The sequence below is a fragment of the Labilibaculum manganireducens genome (assembly GCF_963665805.2).
Lineage (GTDB): Bacteria > Bacteroidota > Bacteroidia > Bacteroidales > Marinifilaceae > Labilibaculum > Labilibaculum manganireducens.
This window is the reverse complement of sequence record NZ_CAXXEE010000003.1, coordinates 3,950,423-3,970,233: the sequence shown is the minus strand read 5'-3', so window position 1 is coordinate 3,970,233 and position 19,811 is coordinate 3,950,423. Positions and strand designations below refer to the sequence as shown.

The 19,811-nt window shown below is 34.6% G+C and carries 16 protein-coding genes; 2 read left to right on the top strand and 14 right to left on the bottom strand.

From position 1 onward, the window contains the following. Positions 1-13 precede the first annotated feature (13 nt). The 8 genes from ACHZAX_RS15325 to ACHZAX_RS15290 all read right to left on the bottom strand — a co-directional run bounded on the left by ACHZAX_RS15325 (position 14) and on the right by ACHZAX_RS15290 (position 10,203). Positions 14-2,368 (bottom strand): TonB-dependent receptor, encoded by a 2,355-nt coding sequence (locus tag ACHZAX_RS15325; protein ID WP_320019741.1) that lies wholly within the window; start codon positions 2,366-2,368, stop codon positions 14-16. A 111-nt stretch (positions 2,369-2,479) separates the two neighbouring features. Continuing rightward, the gene (locus ACHZAX_RS15320; protein ID WP_320019740.1) at positions 2,480-3,847 is read right to left on the bottom strand and encodes a S41 family peptidase; all 1,368 of its coding nucleotides are present in this window, start codon (positions 3,845-3,847) and stop codon (positions 2,480-2,482) included. 90 nt (positions 3,848-3,937) lie between these two features. Then, complete coding sequence (locus ACHZAX_RS15315; RefSeq protein ID WP_101308804.1) at positions 3,938-5,257, bottom strand: radical SAM/SPASM domain-containing protein; 1,320 nt, start codon at positions 5,255-5,257, stop codon at positions 3,938-3,940. A 63-nt stretch (positions 5,258-5,320) separates the two neighbouring features. Next, the gene (locus ACHZAX_RS15310; protein ID WP_101308803.1) at positions 5,321-5,527 is read right to left on the bottom strand and encodes a hypothetical protein; all 207 of its coding nucleotides are present in this window, start codon (positions 5,525-5,527) and stop codon (positions 5,321-5,323) included. Between the two features lie 61 nt (positions 5,528-5,588). Beyond that, complete coding sequence (locus ACHZAX_RS15305) at positions 5,589-6,245, bottom strand: PQLLE family protein (protein ID WP_101308802.1); 657 nt, start codon at positions 6,243-6,245, stop codon at positions 5,589-5,591. Positions 6,246-6,605: 360 nt separating this feature from the next. Then, the gene (locus ACHZAX_RS15300) at positions 6,606-8,939 is read right to left on the bottom strand and encodes an outer membrane beta-barrel protein (RefSeq protein WP_320019739.1); all 2,334 of its coding nucleotides are present in this window, start codon (positions 8,937-8,939) and stop codon (positions 6,606-6,608) included. 27 nt (positions 8,940-8,966) lie between these two features. Continuing rightward, positions 8,967-9,887 carry a formylglycine-generating enzyme family protein gene (locus ACHZAX_RS15295; protein ID WP_320019738.1) on the bottom strand — a complete coding sequence of 307 codons (921 nt, stop codon included), beginning with the start codon at positions 9,885-9,887 and terminating at the stop codon, positions 8,967-8,969. A gap of 10 nt (positions 9,888-9,897) precedes the next feature. Beyond that, a complete protein-coding gene (locus tag ACHZAX_RS15290; RefSeq protein ID WP_394698285.1) occupies positions 9,898-10,203 on the bottom strand; it encodes a hypothetical protein in 306 nt (101 codons plus the stop codon). Positions 10,204-10,692: 489 nt separating this feature from the next. On the opposite strand from ACHZAX_RS15290, the gene ACHZAX_RS15285 reads away from it, so the two are divergent. Then, positions 10,693-12,042: a sensor histidine kinase gene (locus ACHZAX_RS15285; protein ID WP_320019736.1), complete on the top strand. Its 1,350-nt coding sequence runs from the start codon at positions 10,693-10,695 to the stop codon at positions 12,040-12,042. 18 nt (positions 12,043-12,060) lie between these two features. Continuing rightward, on the top strand, positions 12,061-12,738 hold the full coding sequence (locus tag ACHZAX_RS15280) for a response regulator transcription factor (RefSeq protein ID WP_320019735.1): 678 nt from the start codon (positions 12,061-12,063) through the stop codon (positions 12,736-12,738). Between the two features lie 45 nt (positions 12,739-12,783). On the opposite strand, the gene miaA is transcribed toward ACHZAX_RS15280, so the two are convergent. From miaA to gap, 6 genes are all read right to left on the bottom strand, one after another. Beyond that, positions 12,784-13,683, bottom strand: coding sequence for a tRNA (adenosine(37)-N6)-dimethylallyltransferase MiaA (gene miaA, locus ACHZAX_RS15275; RefSeq protein WP_320019734.1), 900 nt, complete (start codon positions 13,681-13,683; stop codon positions 12,784-12,786). Positions 13,684-13,847: 164 nt separating this feature from the next. Continuing rightward, entirely contained in the window at positions 13,848-14,417 is a 570-nt protein-coding gene (locus ACHZAX_RS15270) for an IS1096 element passenger TnpR family protein (protein ID WP_320019733.1), read from the bottom strand. A gap of 4 nt (positions 14,418-14,421) precedes the next feature. Continuing rightward, positions 14,422-15,519, bottom strand: a complete 1,098-nt coding sequence (locus ACHZAX_RS15265) for an acyl-CoA reductase (protein ID WP_320019732.1) — start codon at positions 15,517-15,519, stop codon at positions 14,422-14,424. A 117-nt stretch (positions 15,520-15,636) separates the two neighbouring features. Then, entirely contained in the window at positions 15,637-15,942 is a 306-nt protein-coding gene (locus tag ACHZAX_RS15260; RefSeq protein WP_320019731.1) for a DUF2752 domain-containing protein, read from the bottom strand. Between the two features lie 89 nt (positions 15,943-16,031). Further along, complete coding sequence (locus tag ACHZAX_RS15255) at positions 16,032-18,584, bottom strand: bifunctional aconitate hydratase 2/2-methylisocitrate dehydratase (RefSeq protein WP_320019730.1); 2,553 nt, start codon at positions 18,582-18,584, stop codon at positions 16,032-16,034. Between the two features lie 190 nt (positions 18,585-18,774). Continuing rightward, on the bottom strand, positions 18,775-19,782 hold the full coding sequence (gene gap, locus ACHZAX_RS15250; RefSeq protein ID WP_101308791.1) for a type I glyceraldehyde-3-phosphate dehydrogenase: 1,008 nt from the start codon (positions 19,780-19,782) through the stop codon (positions 18,775-18,777). Positions 19,783-19,811: the final 29 nt, after the last annotated feature.

Genomic DNA, 19,811 nt, shown 5'->3' with positions numbered 1-19,811 from the left:
GACTCCTGTATATTTATAAGCGGTTTAGTTCGCTTTCGCTTGCCGATTTTTTACTTGCTCCTCCTTTAAAATCATTAAAATTGTATTGGATAGAAAATCGTACCCACGTGTTGTCATGGTCAGGAATTGATCCGGCTGTAATGTTGCCGTATTTGTCTTCCCACGCATTGTCCGAAGAGTTTAAGATATCATTCGCCAAGAGCGATAATTGTAGCTTTTTGTCAAAGAAAAAAGTATTAAAACCTAAAGATAATTTATAGGTTCTGTCGTATTGGGTCATTAATTCTTCGCTTTTACTATTATAGTAGAAGTTGGCAAAAATACTAGTTCTTTCGGTAATAGAATAGTCGTTATTTATTTGAAAATACCAAGATGCTTTTCTAATTTTTCGAATCTCTCCCAAATAGGGAATATCCATAAAAGGCTTTTCTCCTAATAAACTTATGGTACTATTTAATTTTTTCCCAGAATAGTTGTAATCTATATTGGCAGAAAGATACTCTGCTTTATTAATGTTTACAGGTGTATATTTTACGATGTCTGGATTTGTATTATCATTAATAGCACCCATAATCCGAGCATTTTTCTCATAACGGTATCCCATATTTACTGAAAGTCCGTGAATCAAACCTAAGGTAACATCAATATTGTGGTTAATGCTTGGTTTTATAGCCGGATTTCCTACGCCATAGGAAAGAGAATCGAAATAGGAGACATCAGTACTTAATTCATTAAAACTTGGGCGATCAATCTTTTTGGAATAGCTAAAAGTAAGATCTAAGTAATCGGATAATTTTTTATTGATTAAAAAGGAAGGAAACCAACCAATATACGTGGAATCTAAAATTGTTGCTCCACTGGAACGGATCTCGGTATCGGTGTATTCGTAACGAAGACCTCCATGAATATTTATCTGATTAATTTTATGGCTTAAAGTAAAATAAGCTGCAGTGATTCGGTCATCAATTTTATCTTCAGTATTGTAATTTTCTAAATTGGAATCCTGATCTGTTGAAATGGATTTTCCATTGTTTTTCACTTTCGATAGCTTTATTCCAGTTTGTAAGCTAATTGTTTTTAAAACCGGTGTTTTGTAATCAATTTTACCGCTGTAAATATCGTAATTGTTTTGGTTGTAGAGTAGGGTGTTTAAAAAGGAAACTTTGGTAATGTTTTGTTCGTTGATGTCTTCGTCTGATTTACTTTTTGACCTCGTATAGTCTGCAATTGCCGATAAGGATCGAAGACTGTCGATTCGGTATTCATAGTTCAAATTGTAGGTTTGTAAATCATTCTTTCCATTAGTATTTTTAAGAATTTTACGTATGGTTTCTTTTTTATTGGTTTTACTGATGAGTTGATCTGCATTATATTTCTGATCCCTGTCATCCGAAATGTAAGAATATTGAAAGCCAAGATTATTCTTTTTATTAATTTCTTGGTTGAGGGATACAAATAGATTGTGTTTTCTTGTTTTTGGAATTCGAATAGTTGAGTTATTGTTTGATATGGTGTAATACTCTTGAGTATTTATTTCATATGCATCTTCGTAGTTTTTTGACTTGAAGTTTTGGTGTGAATAATTAATTGACCCTGTCGTTTTGTTGATTTTACTGTTGAGTTGTATTCCGTTTTGGGTACTGAATTTTCTAGCAAAATAATTTCGATTATAGACTTGGAGGTTAATTTGATCTTTGCTTATTTTCTTTGTTTTGATCCGCACAACAGCTTTTCCCGATGCACTGTAGGCTGCCGAAGGATTCCGATCAATCTCTATGCTTGCTATATCATCGGATTGAAAGCTTTCAATTTCTGCTTTGTTTTTAACTTCTCTGTTGTTGATAAAAACAATAGGAGCGCCTTTCCCTAGTACTGAAATTTTATTGTCGTTATCTACAATGATACCCGGACTTCTTTTTAAAGCATCAAAAAGGCTTCCAGCTTGACTAAGCGAGCTTCCCTTTACATTAATAAACAATCGACCTTCCACCTGTTTGAAAGTGGGACGTTTTGCAAAGACTTTAACTTCACTTAGTTCCAGATTCTGCATGTGAATAGTGTCTAAGTCGATGAAAGTACTTTGTGTGAAGTCAATAGGTTTGGTAATTGTTTGATAACCCACACAGGAAATTTGCAAAAGACATTTATTTACTTTAAGATCTGGAAATTCAAAATAACCATCCATAAAAGCTCCTCCGGTAATGATACTGGAATCCTGTTGCGAAAGAATGGCTACCGTAAAGTACTCGATGGGCTTATTTGTATTGTCTTTTACAGATCCTTTCAGGTTGTTTGCATACGAAAAGTGGCTGGTTAAAATAAATATAAGGATGCAACAAGTTCTAATAATCGTAGAGTTTATACACATGTAATTTTTATTTATGTTATTTGTATGTGACGAACCAACTTTTCAAAAGTTACATGCTTTTTTTTAATGAGGTGCTATTACTGAAGGTATTCTGTTGAAAATACTGACTTGTTATTTGGAGGGGTATGAGAAGTTTAAAGAATGATATTTTTTTGATAAGTGATACCTATCAGGCTCCACTCCGGCATTAAAGTTTGTTCCACCATATTGGATAAACTCCTTGGGGGATACAAAAAACTCGAATTTTGTATGAGGAAGCTTAAAAGAAAGATAATCGCCATAGTATTTTAGGTGTTCGCCTGTCGGTTTATGACCAACTATTTTGCCAAGTTTCTTTTCTTTTACGACACCTGCAAATGTTGCTGCGGCACTATTTGTTCTCTCATTTATCGTAACGAATACATCCCCCTCGAATAATGATTTTTTAGGATTAGGAATATGTAGTAAAGCACTATCATTAAAGCTGTAAATTACATCTTCATTTAACTGATTTATAATAGAATACAAATGCTGATTTTTAGTCTTGTATAAAGTTTTTATTTCATCACTTACACGAATACCAATAGATGCATATTGACCGTATGGTTTATTGGTTAGATAATTTAGCAGGCTATCAACGGCACAACTTCTTCCTCCTGGATTATTCTTTACATCTAGAATTAGTGTACAACATTCTTTTTGTTTTATAGAGTCAAAAGAGTTGGAAAGGAAAGTATAGAAATTATCATCTCCCAAAAAGGATTTTATGGATAGATATGCCACTTTTCTATTCGCGGAAAACGCCAATTTGTATTGATTTTGTTGTGGATTAGGATACTGGTTTTTAAGCGAGAAATATTGTTCGTTGGTAAGCGCTTTTGCAGTAAGAATTGAGTCGGAAGAAACTGTTTGTATAAGATATTTTTCTGATTCACCATAAAGTATCCAAAAACCCATATTAAAGAACCTTTCTACTGCGTGATCTCCACATTCCCTATTCTTAACACCCACTATACTTCGTAAATCGGAGAGTATTTTTTGAGAATCAATTGCGTTTATCGATACTATCTCAACATCGCTTAGCTGTATGTTTGGGTCTTTACTAAAATACTGATTGAAAAATAATTTATTGTTTTTAACCAGAATCGTAAATGGCATACAAAGGCCTCCGTTAAACATATATTTTTGCCTCTCTTCAATAGGGAAATTAAATCCTGTATGTGTGTCTTCAATTCCCGACAAAAGTTTTGCCATTAACACAAAACTATCAGTAATGGATATGCTGTCTGGCAGAGTGTTTAGAATGCTGTCACATGTATTGTTCCACGATTTTGAGAAGTTTTCGTCTAAGAATTTAGGATGAATACTTGTACATTTTTCTTTTAAAAATTGAAGGTCATTTATGATCTCGACATTTGAAAAGTAGTATGGAGTGTATTTCTGACTACATACATTGTAGGTAATCAGAAATACAAATGAAAGAAGAATAAAGTTTTTCATGGAAGGTTGCTTGGTTAATTAGGAATAGTGCCTGCTTAAACAATTACCATTTAAGCAGGTGCACTTAAGGGGTATCACAATAAAATGTTTTTAAATCGCCTTTGTTTTTTTTGTTATGATTTCATAATAAATTTCCAAAAATTCTTTTAAATTATTTTTTGCGACAAGACATAAGTTAATAGGGTTTCCATCAAATTTTTTCTTTAGGGCGAGGTGTGGACAACCTCCACCACAAACAGGAAGGAAAAAACATTCCTGGCATTCTGGTTTGTCAAACACATCAGCACCAGTTAAATACCTGGTTAGTTTTGTTGGGTTTATGGCGTTGTTATTTGAAATATTTCCAACAACTTCCTTTTTATTACCAACATCCGTCCAACATTTGTAAATATCTCCTCTTGCATCAATCAAATATCCATAAAGCTGACGAGCCATACATTCACCGCTAACCTTTATGGGAAAGAAATTAGAGTTTTTGATTCCGTATTTAGAGAATTGCTCAATATTGAAGTTGGCTTGTTCTTGATTATCCATAAGTATATCATCAACAGAAGAACAGGATCCATACGATTTCTTTACAATACCAGCGTATATAGATACTTCGAGACCGGTAAAGTCAGTTCTGATTTTTTTGTAAATTTCATGATAATGAACTTCGTTGGTATGATCCACATTTACCCTGACAGTTAATGCAACCTTTTGAGCTTTTATTAATGGTTTAAGTCGGAGTATATTTGTATATATAACATCAAAAGAATCTGTTTCTTTTATATGAGGTCTTCTTTTATTATGAATATTTTCAGGGCCATCTATAGTTACATGTACATGTCTTATCTTTAACTCATGTAATTTATCAACAACTTTTTGAGTTAATAAATAGCCATTTGTTATTATTGACGAGTAGTAATTTATTTCCAGTAATTTTATTTTTTTTGTTAATGATTCAATTCTATCGAAACTTAATAAAGGTTCCCCTCCAAACCATGTAATTGAGAGTCTTTTTACTTCAGTATGCCTTTTAATAAAAGATATAATGTCATTTTCGATTTGGTCGGTCATATAAACTTTGGGGCGAGCATCCTCAAAACAATAACTGCATGCAAAATTACAATGTAAAGTTGGAGCTATTGTTAGTGTCATTAAGCTTTTGTCGAACCTTTTAATATGCCTGCTAAGTTTGATTTTTAAATATTCATCGTAATCATTATTTACAATTATTTTAGCCTGTTGCAACTTTTCTATTTCCTCTTGGGAAAAATCGTTATTGATCGTTTTTGTGTCATTTTTAAGTTTTTCAAATTTATTGAATGTTGATTCATCAATTTCGGCAAAGCTATTTGTAAGCGTATTATAAATTAAATATCCGTATTGTCGGGACTTAAAAAGAAAATTATATTTAGACCAATTCATTTTTATAAGTTAAGATGGAAAGAAGATCGATAGAAATCGATCTTCAATTTGAGTAATAAAATTTTAGCATAAATTACTTAGGCAACTGCAAGTTCCTCCACCATGTTCTGATGGTAAACATACGGCATCACAATCAGGAACATCTTTATCAAGTATTCCTCCTTTTAAATTTGAAAGTTCAGTGTCGCTTAGGTTAAACATCTGAGGAAACATTCTTTTGTCTTGATGTTGATCAACCTTTGGATCTTCTAAGAAATTAATTTTCTTCATTTCTGTTAATTATTAAATAACACCTACTCTATAACCTTTTCGGTAACCGGTATATTTTTAGTTACGACCTTTCCAGTAATCCTAATTTTTCCAATAGTTGAGGCTGCTCTTTTAATGCAATTCTAGCAATTTTCTTGTAGTCGATTACCCAAATAGCAAGTTCGTCTAATTTAGCGTCGCGCAACTGTGTTGCCTGTTGAGCTTCTCCTGTTTCGCTTTTGTGTATTTCGGCAGAATTTTGAGTGTCAGTAATTGCTTGTTTTACGGCTTGTATTTTCTCCACTCCTTGTCCGTAAACTTCCATGGTGGCAGTGTAGTTTGGGCTTGCAATTAAATTGTTGCAAAATTGTAAAGCTTGTGTCAGCCAACCGCTAAAGCTTTTTTTACGAGGATGATTCAGACCCAGGCTTTGTTGAGCACTCACATCATTTTTTAATGCAATTTTGGCAATTGTTAGCAAATCCATATAAGCGTCATGGGCTTTTTTTCGATTAGTCTGAAAATCATTTTGAGCCTGGTACTGATCGCCATACTCTTTCTGTTGAGTGTTGTTCAGATCCTCAACAGTATTTAGTAAGGTTTGTGCTTCGGTAAGTTTTGGTTCATCGTAACCGAACAATGCGACAGTAGATTTAATAATAGAACTGTTAATGCTGTTGTTGATTAGTAGTTTGGTACTTACCAGAAATTGGGCAAGGCTTTCGTTTAAATTGTTCATTTTATGATTTTTTAAAGGTTAAATAGAAAATTACTGTGGTATCATCATATTGGGTGTGGAAAGGCCATTCTGTACTTAGGAGTAATCATTCCAGTTTTAGGAGTGACCATTCCGTTTAGGACTTATCATTCCCTTTTAGGGGTGACCAGATAGGCTTTAGGAGTCATCATTCCGCGCAGAATGGTCGTTCCTAAGAGCTTCTTCGTTGTTCCTAAATGCATTTTGTTCATTTCTGATGGGAGATTTGAATTTATAGTCGATTCAATTCACTTTCGCTTGCTGATTTTTTCTTGAGGCCTCCTATTAAATGATTGAATTAGACAAGATTGACACTTTGGATTTTTTATCAAAAAATGAAATCTAATTCCGCTGAAATCTATCTGATGGTTTTATATCTGATGTTTCTTTTCTCATTTTTAATTTCTCACCAAAATTATAGACTAAGCCCAAACTAATTCTTCTAGTGTCAAAATCGAATTTAAAATCGTTCTGCTGACCTATAGATTGGGTTTTAGCATCGGGTGTTTTACTATTAAATATATCCTTACATGAAACCAACAGAGAAGCATTGCTAAACAATTTCATACGTAACGATGCGTCAACCTTAAACGATTCTTCTAAATCGTAAAAACCTTGTGGACGGCCACTGGCGTAATAAGCATTTAAGTCAGCAAATATTTGTTTCGATTTATTGAGAGTGATACTATTATTCAAACTCAAATAATAATTCACATTCGTTTTATTGATGCTATAATTATCGTGCGAATTATCTGTTTGCTTATTTCTTCCCAAAACAGAGGTTAATTTAGATCTTATAGGTTTGCATACGGAAAATGGAAGAACCATTGCCAAGCTAATTCTATCGCTTTTATCGATATTAATCGTTTGGTAATTTATAGAATAACCATCGTCGCCATTAAATGGAACCTGACAAATCCAGTTTCGCGATAAATCGGCAGTTAAGGCCAATATGTATTTGCCTTTAAAAATGTAAATCAGTTTTGAATTATAGTTACGTTGTGGCTTTAAATAGGGGTTTCCATTTACTGTGGAATAGGGTGTTAAACTCCAGGAATTGGGTGTTAAATTCCAAAAACCAGGGTAATCTGAAAAAGAGGTGAAACTCGATTTTATAATATGATTTTTAGAAGCCATGTAGGTTAAATCAATGGTAGGGAATACAAAATAATCGTTCACTACATCAAATTTTTCTTGCTTTTTTTCGTCCGTAAAATTCAATTTATCGTATTCAAATTCCAAAGAAAAAACAGATGATAATTTCGAACTAAATTGATGATTTAAGGATAGGTAAGCATTGGATCTATCTTCGGATAAGCGAAAACGAGATTGCTCTAATTCCTTTTCGTATGATGATTTATTATCAATTTTTTTATAAGATATACCATATTCCAAACTCGATTTTCCCTCTATAATACGGGTTGTGTTATTGGCAAAAGCATTAAAATCCGTAATATCTTGATTGGAGTAAGTTGTGTAATCCAAATCGAATTCCGCTTGATTATTTAAAGTGTAAATACGCTGATTGGTGGGGTCTTGATAATTGGAATACGTTATTCCAAAATTAGCATTGGAGACCTTATAATTCAAAGCGATATTGTGATAATCAGACTCACCACTATTTGTGTTTTTGCTTGTTGTTTTAACAGTATCCAACTCGGTATTTAAACTAACTTCGCTATAAGTATTCACTTTATTTTTGCTGGGAATAAAGCTGTATTGCAAATCGATATATGAATTTTCGCTGATATTGAAACGAGGGTTTAGGCTATAAATCTGCTTGTTTTTATCATGATTTATATCCGAATTTTGGAATAAACTCGTATTGTCTTCGGTAAGAAAGGTTGATATGTCTAGTTTATCCAGATCTTCTTTATGATCTGTATTTACAATGCCCTGCAAGTCGAATTTCCCATTGCTTAAAGAGAAGTTCAAATTCCCATTATAAGAATCTTTTCGTCCTCGTAAATAGTTACCACTAAGGTTGCCACTGTATTTTCCTTTTTCAATGCCATGCTTTAACTCTACATTAATTAATGCGCCATGCACATTGAATCTTTTGGGTGCTACAAAATAGTATTCAATATTTTTTACGTCGCTAGCCTGTGCTGATCTTAAAAAATTAAGTATTTGATCCATCGACATATTGGTTATGTTGTTATTAATAACCAGTGTTACTCTACTAGAGCCGACAACCGAAACCTGATCGTTTTGAACCAATAGTCCTGGCACATAATCTAGCAAATCAAAGGCATTCGATGCTGCTCTTGTTTCAGAAAGCCCCTGAGTATTAAAAACAATTTTATTCTCTTCTATTCTAACAACATTGCGAGCCTTTGTAACCGTAACCTCTTTCAGTTTGTTATCAGACTCAATTAACACAATAGGCTTCATGCTTTTCAACCATAAAGCTGATGCTATCATCTTTGTTTTGTAGCCTATATACGACACATAAATCAGAAAATCCGTTTTTTTAATGTCGTTGAAAATAAACTCCCCTTTTTCATCCGTAATAGTTCCTCTTATTATTGTAGAATCTGCGGTATTCATAATAACAACACTTGCTCCAAATAATGGACTACTATCTTCTGAAATAACTTTTGAATTCAACTTGATTTGCCCAAATAGTAGGGTGTTAGAAAGTAATAACAGAGCAATCGCAATAAAAAATTTCATATTTGTAAAATTATTTAATTCAATGTTTTATAGTGAGAACACAATACGGAATCCCAAATCGTTATCTTTCTTATTTATATGCTCAGAGTCTCGGTTACTTATTAAGGAAAATATCTCGTTAGTATACCAACTTCCTCCACGAGCAACACAAAGTATGGATATCGTTTTCTTAGGATTATCGATTGGACTTTCACCATAAAACAACCTATCGTAACCATCACTACACCATTCCCATACGTTCCCACTCATATCATGTATATTTAACTCATTAGAATGTTTGCCTCCAACAGGATGAGTTTTAGATAATATTTTGGGAAAATCTCGTTCATCACAGGAGTCTTTAGAAAACCAAGCAACTTTATTAGGTTTATTAGATCCTGAAAATAAGTAATCTTCACTTTTATTACCACCCTTTGCAGCATACTCCCATTCCGCCTCGGTTGGCAATCGATAGTTCTTTCCTGATTTCTTACTCAACCATTCACAAAATGCTAAAGCATCTTCTAAATTCACATTAATAACAGGTCTGTTATCGCGTCCCCAACCATTATCATCAGGCTTCTTATACCCAGTATCATTACAAAAACTATCGTATTGTTCAAAAGTCACTTCGTATTTTCCTATATGAAAATTATTTAATCTTACCTGATGAACAGGAAGTTCATCCTTGTTGCAATTGGTTTGCCCGTGTGAACATCCCATTGAAAAGAAACCTCCTTCAACAAAAACCATTTCTACTGCAATCCCATTTACTTTTTCAAAATAATTTGTCTTTGTATTTTTTAATATTGAGCAAGAAGAAAGTTGAAATAAAACAATCAATAGAATAATACTGCTCCTGATTTTAGGTTTAAACATAAAGAACTTGCAATTATTGGGAAATGTCGTAATTGTTGAAACAATCAAAACAAGAATTATCAGAATGATTCTTAGACTTTCCTTACTCATTTAAAATATATTAATTCATATACGCAATTAAATCCTCTTCATCTAGATTGACGATTGAGACAATCTGCCTAAAATCATCATCATAATACACTAAACCTTCATTATATAATCCTTCTAATGCATTTACAACTTTTCCTTTCAAACTATTTATATCATTCATATTAATTACCTCTGTAATCTTAATTACCAATTCATCTAATGATGTATAAATATTTTTTTGGAGTAAGGATAGTAAATCGTTTCGGTTTAATACCTCCATTGCTTTGCTGTCTTTTTTCGTTTTCATGATTTTTACTTTTTTAAGTGAAGTATTCATTTAAAACTCTTTTAAAATTGGAACATAAAATCTAAAAAAACGATTAACTTTCTAACTGCTTGTAATTAGAAAACTAATCAAACAACAGGTGGTTTTCTAATCAAAAAAAGTGAGATAATGATCATTAAATGAAACGTCCATGTAGAAAGCGTTCAACACACAGGGAAATGATGATAATGGTAAGTTCTCCCGAAACAAGTTCGGGACAGGCTATGTGACAATAAAAAAACAATTTAGATACATGAAAACAGACAGAGCGTAAATAGGGCGTGGGGAAAAGCAAGTTCAATATTTAGTTGGATCTGGCAGAACTAACTATCTTCCTAATCATTCAATGAAACTTTGGCTACGATTTGATTAGAAAAGCTTTTGTATTTTTGACAAAAAAGCACAATTTAGAATTGTTCTAATAAAGAAAACTTTACTCTTTTATGAAAAGAAAGATATCTTTATGTTATGAAAAACAAATTTTTCAAAAGACTCGGTGTAATGTCCGTACTGGTACTTGCAATACTTATTGGTTCGCAGGGATTGTGGTTATGGCAGCAGTTGGAGCAGGAGAAACAAGCTTTTACCTTGGAGGTTGAAAACTCCTTACAAGGAATGATTAATTTTCATGCTCTGCAAGGCTATAGTACACCTAATCCAGACAAACCTAGTGTGGCTACCATTTCAATGAAAGAAACAACAAATGAACAAACAAATAAGGACACTTCACCTGCATTAGGAAAATCTGAAATTAACACAAAAAATTACATTCCTGATTTCGCACTGGGAAAATTGATAGAAGCTTCATTTACAGATATTAGTTTAGGGAAAGGAAAATTTCATCTGTATGTTGTTGACTCATTGTTGCAAAACAATTTTCCCGAATTCGAAAAAATACAAGCTTACCGCATGCAGCTTCTGAAAAATGATCTGGCCATGGATAGTTTGCATATGGGAAAAGAAATGGGTAAGAAATGGGGAAACTCCCCCTCAACATTACATGTTCGTATTCCCTTAGGCACAAAAGGGAGCTATGTTTTTATTGCTGATTTTCAGTTGAAAACCTTTCCTTTTTTACGGGGAATGGTATATTCCATTGGCATATCGGCACTCGCTGTTGTTTTAGTCGCCATTTTTCTGCTGTGGTTGCTGTGGAAATTGCAGCAACAAATGGCACAGCTGCAGTGGCGCGAACGAACTGTGAGTGGTATGGTACACGATTTAAAAAGCCCTTTATCCTATGTCTATACTTTATTGGATTATCTGGCCAGCAAAGAACAATTGCCCGCCATGCAGCAACAGCTCAGGAATGCAAGTAGCAATGTCTCCAAATTGACTCATAAAATGGAGATCTTACTGACATTATTCCGAGCGAAGAAAAAGAAGATCGTATTGGAGTGTGTGCCCTTCAATCTGGCGCAAAAGTGCAGGGATTTACTCTCGGAATTGGAGCTTGTCTATCAAGATAAACAAGCTGAATGCAAGCTGTCGATTCCTGAAAATTTAGATATTTATGTGGATCCACTTTATTTCGAAGCAGCCTTACGCAATTTGTTGGATAACGCGTTTAAATATTCGGATGCATGTGCAAAACTGGAAATTAAAGCGATTCGGGAACAAAAACAGTTACACATTTGTGTTACAGATTCGGGGAAAGGGATTCCTCAAAAAGAGCAAAGGAAAATTTTTCAGGAATTTTACCGTGCAGATAACAACAGTAAGGGGCATGGCATTGGTTTGGCTTTTACCCAACAGATAGTAAAAGCCCACAAAGGGCGCATCAGATTGGAAAGTAAGCTTGGGGAAGGCAGTACATTTTGTATTGTTCTTCCTGAAAAAGTCATTGTTTAAGTTATTAAAGAAGTGAAAATGGAACAATTGAAAGTACTGTTTGTGGATGATGATCTCAATTTAGGAAGTTTTGTTACGACCATACTAGAGACCGATTACAATTATAAAGTGCATTTCCAAAATACATTGCTGGGAATAGATACGATTGTACAGACTCTGATGCCGGATATTATTATTATGGATGTGGAAATAGGTAAAGAGAACGGAATGGATAAAGCTCAGGATATTATCGCAAAATACCCGCAAATTCCTCTGTTGTTTGTTTCCTCTCATACCGAAGATGATTTTATAACCAAAGGAATAAACATTGGGGGAAATGCTTATATCCCAAAACCTTTATCTATTCCAGTACTAGTATCTTACATTCAACGTTTTGCTTTAAAAACAAGCTTGCCGAAAATAATAGAATTGGCTGGTTATCAGCTGAATTTATCAACAAATAAATTTTTTTATAAGAAGCAGTTAATTAAGAAACTGAGTCCGTTTGAGAAGAGTACTTTGGCAGTGCTAATGGAGCATCCCAATGAAACAGTAACTAAAGAGCAGTTGGCTGAAAAGCTATGGAACCATTCTTTGGAAACACACAACAGTGCCAGTCTAAACAATATTTTATCGAAATTAAGAGATTTATTTAAAGATAATTCTTCTCTTAAAATCAGGAACATAAGAGGAGTAGGGTATATGATGAATTACTAAGGATATAAGACCTGAATGATTCGTGTCGTTTAGTATTGACTCCTACTAAAGCTGCCTTTTTAAATATTGCATAATCTCTTCTTCCTGATCGGGATGAAACCATTCAATTTCTTTGTCTCTGTTGAACCAGGAAAGCTGACGTTTGGCATATCTTCTGGAATTTCTTTTGATCAACTCAATGGCTTCATCAAGAGAAATATTTCCTTCTAAATATTCAAATAATTCTTTGTATCCAACTGTGTTTAGGGAGTTGTAATGACGGAATTCAAATAAGGTTTGTGCTTCTTCAAGCAAACCTTCTCTCATCATTAAATCAACCCGTAAGTTGATTCTTGCATACAATTCTGCTCTGTCTCTGTTTAAACCGACTTTAACAATATTGAAATCTCTCTTTTTTTTTGTGTTTGTTCTCAATTCGGAATAAGGTTTACCAGTCATTAAACAAACCTCAACCGCATGAATCACTCTTTTTGCATTTTTTAAATCAACTTGATTGTAAAATACCGGATCGAGTTGTTTTAACTGCATGCGCAATGATTCAATTCCCTCTTTTTGGGCACGCTCAACAACTTCATTGCGCAAATCCGGATCAATAGTTGGTATCTCATCAATTCCATTGCAGATAGCATCGATATACATCATACTGCCACCAACTAAAAGCACTTCATTTTTATCTTTAAAAAGAGTAGCAAGAAGTTCAAGAGTTTTTTGTTCACACTCCCAGGAACTAAAATAGTCGTGAATGGAATGAGTATGAATGAAATGATGTTTTACTGCTTCTAATTGCTCCTTTTCAGGTACTGCAGTTCCAATGCTCATTTCGCGATAAACCTGACGGCTATCCGAAGAAGAGATTTCTGTATTGAAATGTTGTGCGATTTTAATGCTTAAATCGGTTTTTCCAACACCTGTAGGACCCAATAAAACAATCAGGGTTTTAGACATCAAAAGATAATTATGAATTACGAGTTATGAATTGCGGTTTTTGCATATGTTGAATGCAAAATTTAATTTTGCACTAACTACTAACTACTAACTACTAACTACTAACTACTAACTACTAACTACTAACTACTAACTACTAACTACTAACTACTAACTACTAACTACTAAAGAATATCTTCGTAGTCATCCAGACTTTCAAATTCAGGACCTTCGTTAAATTCGTCATCGAAATCGGCCAGATAATCATCGGCAGTTTTTGTTTTTTCAGATTGAGATTCAAATTCGCCGAATCCAAGACCTTCAAAACCTTCTGCATCCATTTTAATTTGTTCGGGAGCATCGCCTTCAGATAGAGTGCATTTAGGATATTTTGTTTTGGCATTTGATATTCCCTTTTTAATTAACTGAACATTGAAAAAACGATCAGAAAAGAAATCAAAAACATAAATTAACTCAGGTCTTTCCGAGGAAACAAATTCACGTATCATGGCAACATCCATTGCAACAACATTAAAATTGTCATCGTCTTCGGTATTCATTTCGAAAAGAGCTATTTCCAATCCTCTTTCATCATCGGCTCCAACCTGATAAAAAGAAGCCATTTGAGAATTATCATATCCAATCGTTTCCTGAATGGCATTGTGGAACTCTAAATAAGTTTGTTCATGATCAATTTCGATTTCAAGAACAAAATTTTTGACTTCTTGAGAGGTTATTTTAAATTTATATATCATGTTTTTATTTTGATTTTAATTGTGATAGAAACTCCATTGTATCCACATTATCGGCATAATCAAATAGTTCTGGCTCCTGCGCTTTCCCAAATGGCATTGCATCAGGGATTTCATTTCCTACAATGCATTGGATAAGTTCTGAATTTGTGTTTAAATTGATTTTCAGATCATTAATTTCGGAATAATATTCATAGTTTACAACTCCTATTGGAGAGGTAATTGCAGTATTTTCATTTAGAAGAACGAAACCGGTATCAAGGTGTTCTATTCTATTCATTAAGAACATTGAACGCTGATAATCGTAGTTGTTTGCATATTTATTGTGATCATTTACAAACGAATAATTTTTCCAGCAGTCAAGAAGGTGAACCAAATTATATCCGACAGGGATATATATTTTTGATACATTTCGGCATCCTAATCCAAAATATAAGAATACATCTCTTCCAAGTGCTTCCAATTCTTCTTCGGTTTCGTTACCTGATATCACTGCAACCGAATTTCTGTTTCGACGAATGATATGATCATATTTTTTGAAATAGGCTTCGAAATATCTGGCTGAATTGTTGCTCCCGGTAGCTATAATTGCATCAAATTTATTTTCGCCGCTTAATCTTTCAGATTGAAATGAGATTAGTTCTTCGAATTCAGAATTGATTTCAACTAATAGTTTTGAAACAAAATTGAGTAATTGGTTGTCTTTTGAAGATAATTTCCCAATAAAAGAATGACCGGATATTAATACGGACAGCATGTCGTGAAAGCCAACCATTGGGATGTTTCCTGCCATAATTACCGCAACTTTTATTTGCGTATTTTTATCAGAAACAGAGTATCGGTTTAACCATTCATTCAGTTCTTTCTCTTTTAAAAAAGTGCAAATACCATTTATGGATGCATGAACATGGAGTGGGGTGAACCATAAATTCTCATTTGAGACTCTGTTAATCAAGGCTTCAAATTCGTCATAATATGCTGAATTTAGTTTGTGTTCAGCACGTTTTGCATCTTTTGATGAAAACTGAGATAGAAAATTACCTAACTCAACAAATGCCCTTATTCTTTCCGTTTTGTTCATGGTATAATTCAAAAAAATCTCCAATTAACTTTACTTTAAAAGTTATATCTGGAGAATTTGATTTCTTTACTGTTTCGCAAAGATAAAAATTGTTATCAAAGTATCTTGTTTGTTGTTTGATTTAAATTTTTTAGATTGATTTTAAAACGCTGAACTTATTTTAATCGCATAAGAAGCTAGTACTAAAAACACGCTTAGAAAAAAGAGATATTTCAAAATTATTGCACCCCATGAAAATTTGAATTTTAAGTGCAGTATTAAAAGTGTGAGCATGCTTAGAATTGGAATAAGCGCGGGATACAGGAGTATGGCTTCCCAAATATCACCTTTGAGTAGGGCAAGCAGAGAAGTTTGCAAACCACAACCAGGACAAGCAATTCCAAAGTGTTTCTGGAAAGTACAGGTTGCCAGATGATTTTCGAGCCAATTAATGATGTTTTGCCACATGATATTTGATATTTTGTCTAATTTATAAAAACAATGGTGCAAAAAAAAGCCGATGTTTTCACATCGGCTTAGTAATTTATTTTATACGCTTACAAATCTCTTCTTTGATAAAGAGCATCCTCCATATCCATTTCGTCGAACTGCATGTATTTGTAAATTTCCTTTTCGTCCGCTTGAATCTTTTCGGTGTAAATTTCCATGTACTCAGCAGGAGTTGGTAATTTACCCAAAATAGAAACTACAGCACCAAGTTCGGCAGAGCCCAAATAAACCTGCGCACCTGTTCCCATACGATTGTTGAAGTTACGGGTCGATGTTGAATAAACATTTGCATGATCAGGAACACGAAGTTGGTTTCCCATACATAATGAACATCCTGGAGTTTCAATACGAACACCTAATTGAGAGAAGGTTGCAAAAGTTGCTTCTTCTTTCAATACAGCCTGATCCATACGGGTAGGAGGAGCAATATATGTTCTCACCTTATTGCTTGGAGTATGTCCTTTCCAAACTCTTTCACAAGCGCGGAAGTGACCAATGTTTGTCATGCAAGAACCAATGAATACATCCTGAATTTCAGTGTTCTGTACATCAGAAAGTAATTTTACATCATCAGGATCATTTGGACAACAAAGAATCGGTTCATGAATTTCAGAAAGATCAATTTCTATAGTCGCAGCATATTCAGCATTTTCGTCTCTTGACAGCAATACAGGATTCGCCAACCACTCGTTACAAGCATCAATACGGTTCTGAATAGTTGCTGCGTCTTCGTAACCCATCTTGATCATTGATTCCATCAAGGCAACGTTAGACTTCACGTACTCAATAACACGAGCTTCGGATAACTTGATACATCCAGCTGCTGCAGAACGCTCAGCAGTCGCATCAGTCAATTCGAAGGCCTGTTCAACTGTAATGTCTTCAAGACCTTCCATCTCGATGATCTTACCATTGAATATATTGATTTTGTTCTTTTTAGGAACAGTTAATTGTCCGTTTTGAATTGCAAAATAAGGAATTGCATTTACCACATCACGCAAAGTGATACCTGGATTTAACTTTCCTTTAAATTTGATCAAAACAGATTCAGGCATATCCAATGGCATAAAACCTAAAGCTCCTGCAAAAGCAACCAAACCAGAACCGGCAGGAAAAGAAATACCCAATGGAAAACGTGTGTGAGAATCACCACCGGTACCAACAGTATCAGGAATCAAAAGACGGTTTAACCACGAGTGAATAACACCATCACCTTGCTTTAAAGGCACACCTTTACGCTCAGAAATGAATTTAGGTAAGCTTTTGTGCATTGTAACGTCTGTTGCTTTAGGATAAGCTGCTGTATGGCAGAAAGACTGCATAAACATTGGTGCTTCAAAACTCAAACAGGCTAATTCTTTAATCTCATCTCTGGTCATGGGACCGGTTGTATCCTGAGAACCAACGGTTGTCATTTTTGGTGCACAGGAAGCTCCGGGCAATACTCCCTCAACGCCACATGCTTTTCCAACTATTTTTTGAGCCATTGTATACCCCTGATCAATCTTTGGCTCTGGGTTATTGGCAACTGCAAAAATATTTGTGGCAGGCATTCCTAATAACTCACGCGATTTCTCAGTTAATGCTTTACCAATGATCAAAGGAATACGGCCACCGGCACGGTACTCATCAGCTAAAGTATCAGGGGCTAAGGAGTATGTGCTAACAACTTCTCCATTGCGGGCAATTTCACCTTTTTTATTATTGATAATGATTTCGTCACCGGTGTTAAGAACTGAAACATCAGTGATAATAGGTAATCCTCCGGAATCCTGAGTTGTATTGTAGAAAATTGGAGCAATGGCACCACCAATTACCACCCCGGCAGTACGTTTGTTTGGTACAGCAGGAATGTCTTCTCCAATATGCCATAGTAATGAGTTTGCCGCAGATTTACGAGAAGAACCCGTACCTACAACATCACCTACAAAAGCAACCTTATGACCTTCTTTTCTCCAGCCGGCAATAATTTCAATTCCATCTTCGAAACGGCCGGCTCCCATAGCTAAAGCGTGCAAAGGAATATCAGGACGGGTAAATGCTTGAGATGCAGGAGAAAAATCATCAGTATTGATTTCACCTTCTACCTTGTAAACTTTCAATTTAATTTCTTCAGGCAGTTCTGCGTGCTTAGTAAACCACTCTGCGTTTGCCCAGGATTCAAGCACACTTTTAGCCGCTGTATTGTTTTTTGCAAGATCGGCTATTGTTTGAAACGAATCATATACCAGAATTATGCCTTTTAGAGCTTCGGCAGCTTCCTCAGCTAACGATTCATCTTTTAATGCCTCAACCAATACGGTTACATTGTAACCCCCCATCATAGTTCCTAAAATTTGAATTGCTTCCGTTTTTGTGATGATTGGGGAACTCAATTTGCCTTTTAAAAGTTGTCCAAGAAACTCTGCTTTTACTTTTGTTGAATCATCAACTCCAGGAGCAATTCTTTCAGTAAATAAATGTAATAGAAGCTCTTCGTCTCCTTTTGGAGGAGTTTCCAACAGTTTGCACAATTCAACTGTCTGTTCTGAGTTTAAAGGTAAAGCAGGAATTCCTTTCGCATTCCTTGCTTGTTCGTGTTTTAGATATTTCTCTAACATCTTGTCTTTGGAAATTGTAGTTTAAGTGTAAAAATGATATAAAAAATAGGGAATTAATTCTCTATTGACTAAGCAAACATATGGTTTTTATGATTAGGTTGTTCCTAAAAAAAATGTGTTTTATATCATATTACAGCATAAAAAAAGCTCCCCAAAAAGGAGAGCTTTAAATTGTATATCGATATACGGATTACTTTACAGAATCCATGTATTGAATTAATTCACATACTTTAGTAGAATATCCCATTTCATTGTCATACCATGAAACAACTTTCACGAATGTAGGAGACAATTGAATACCTGCTGTTGCATCGAAGATAGAAGTTCTTGTATCACCAATGAAGTCGTTAGAAACAACTGCATCTTCAGTATAACCAAGAACACCAGCTAATTCGCCTTCAGAAGCTTCTTTCATAGCAGCACAAATAGCAGCGTAAGTAGTTTCTTTTTCCAAACGAACAGTTAAATCAACTACAGATACATCTGGTGTTGGAACACGGAAAGACATACCAGTTAATTTACCATTCAAAGCAGGAATCACTACACCTACAGCTTTAGCAGCTCCAGTAGATGAAGGGATAATATTTTGTCCGGCTCCACGTCCACCTCTCCAGTCTTTCGCAGAAGGACCATCAACAGTTTTTTGAGTTGCAGTAGTAGCGTGAACAGTTGTCATTAAACCTTCGATAATACCGAATTTGTCATTCAACACTTTAGCTACAGGAGCTAAACAGTTAGTTGTACAAGAAGCATTGGAAACGAAAGCCATATCGTTAGTGTATTCTTTGTTGTTTACACCCATAACGAACATTGGAGTATCATCCTTAGAAGGAGCAGACATCACAACTTTTTTAGCACCTGCATCGATGTGACCTTGAGCTGATTCTTTTGTTAAGAAAAGACCAGTTGACTCAACTACATACTCAGCACCTACGGCACCCCAGTTAATATCAGCAGGATTTCTCTCAGCAGATACACGAACAGTTGTTCCGTTTACTACTAACATACCATTTTTCACTTCAACATCACCGTTGAATTTTCCATGAGTAGAATCATATTTTAACATGTAAGCCATGTAATCTACATCAATAAGGTCGTTAATTGCAACAACTTCGATATTGCCTTGTGCAACTGCCTGACGGAATACGAAACGTCCGATACGTCCAAATCCGTTGATACCAATTTTAATCTTTGACATTGTGTATAAATTTTAATTTATAAACCCTT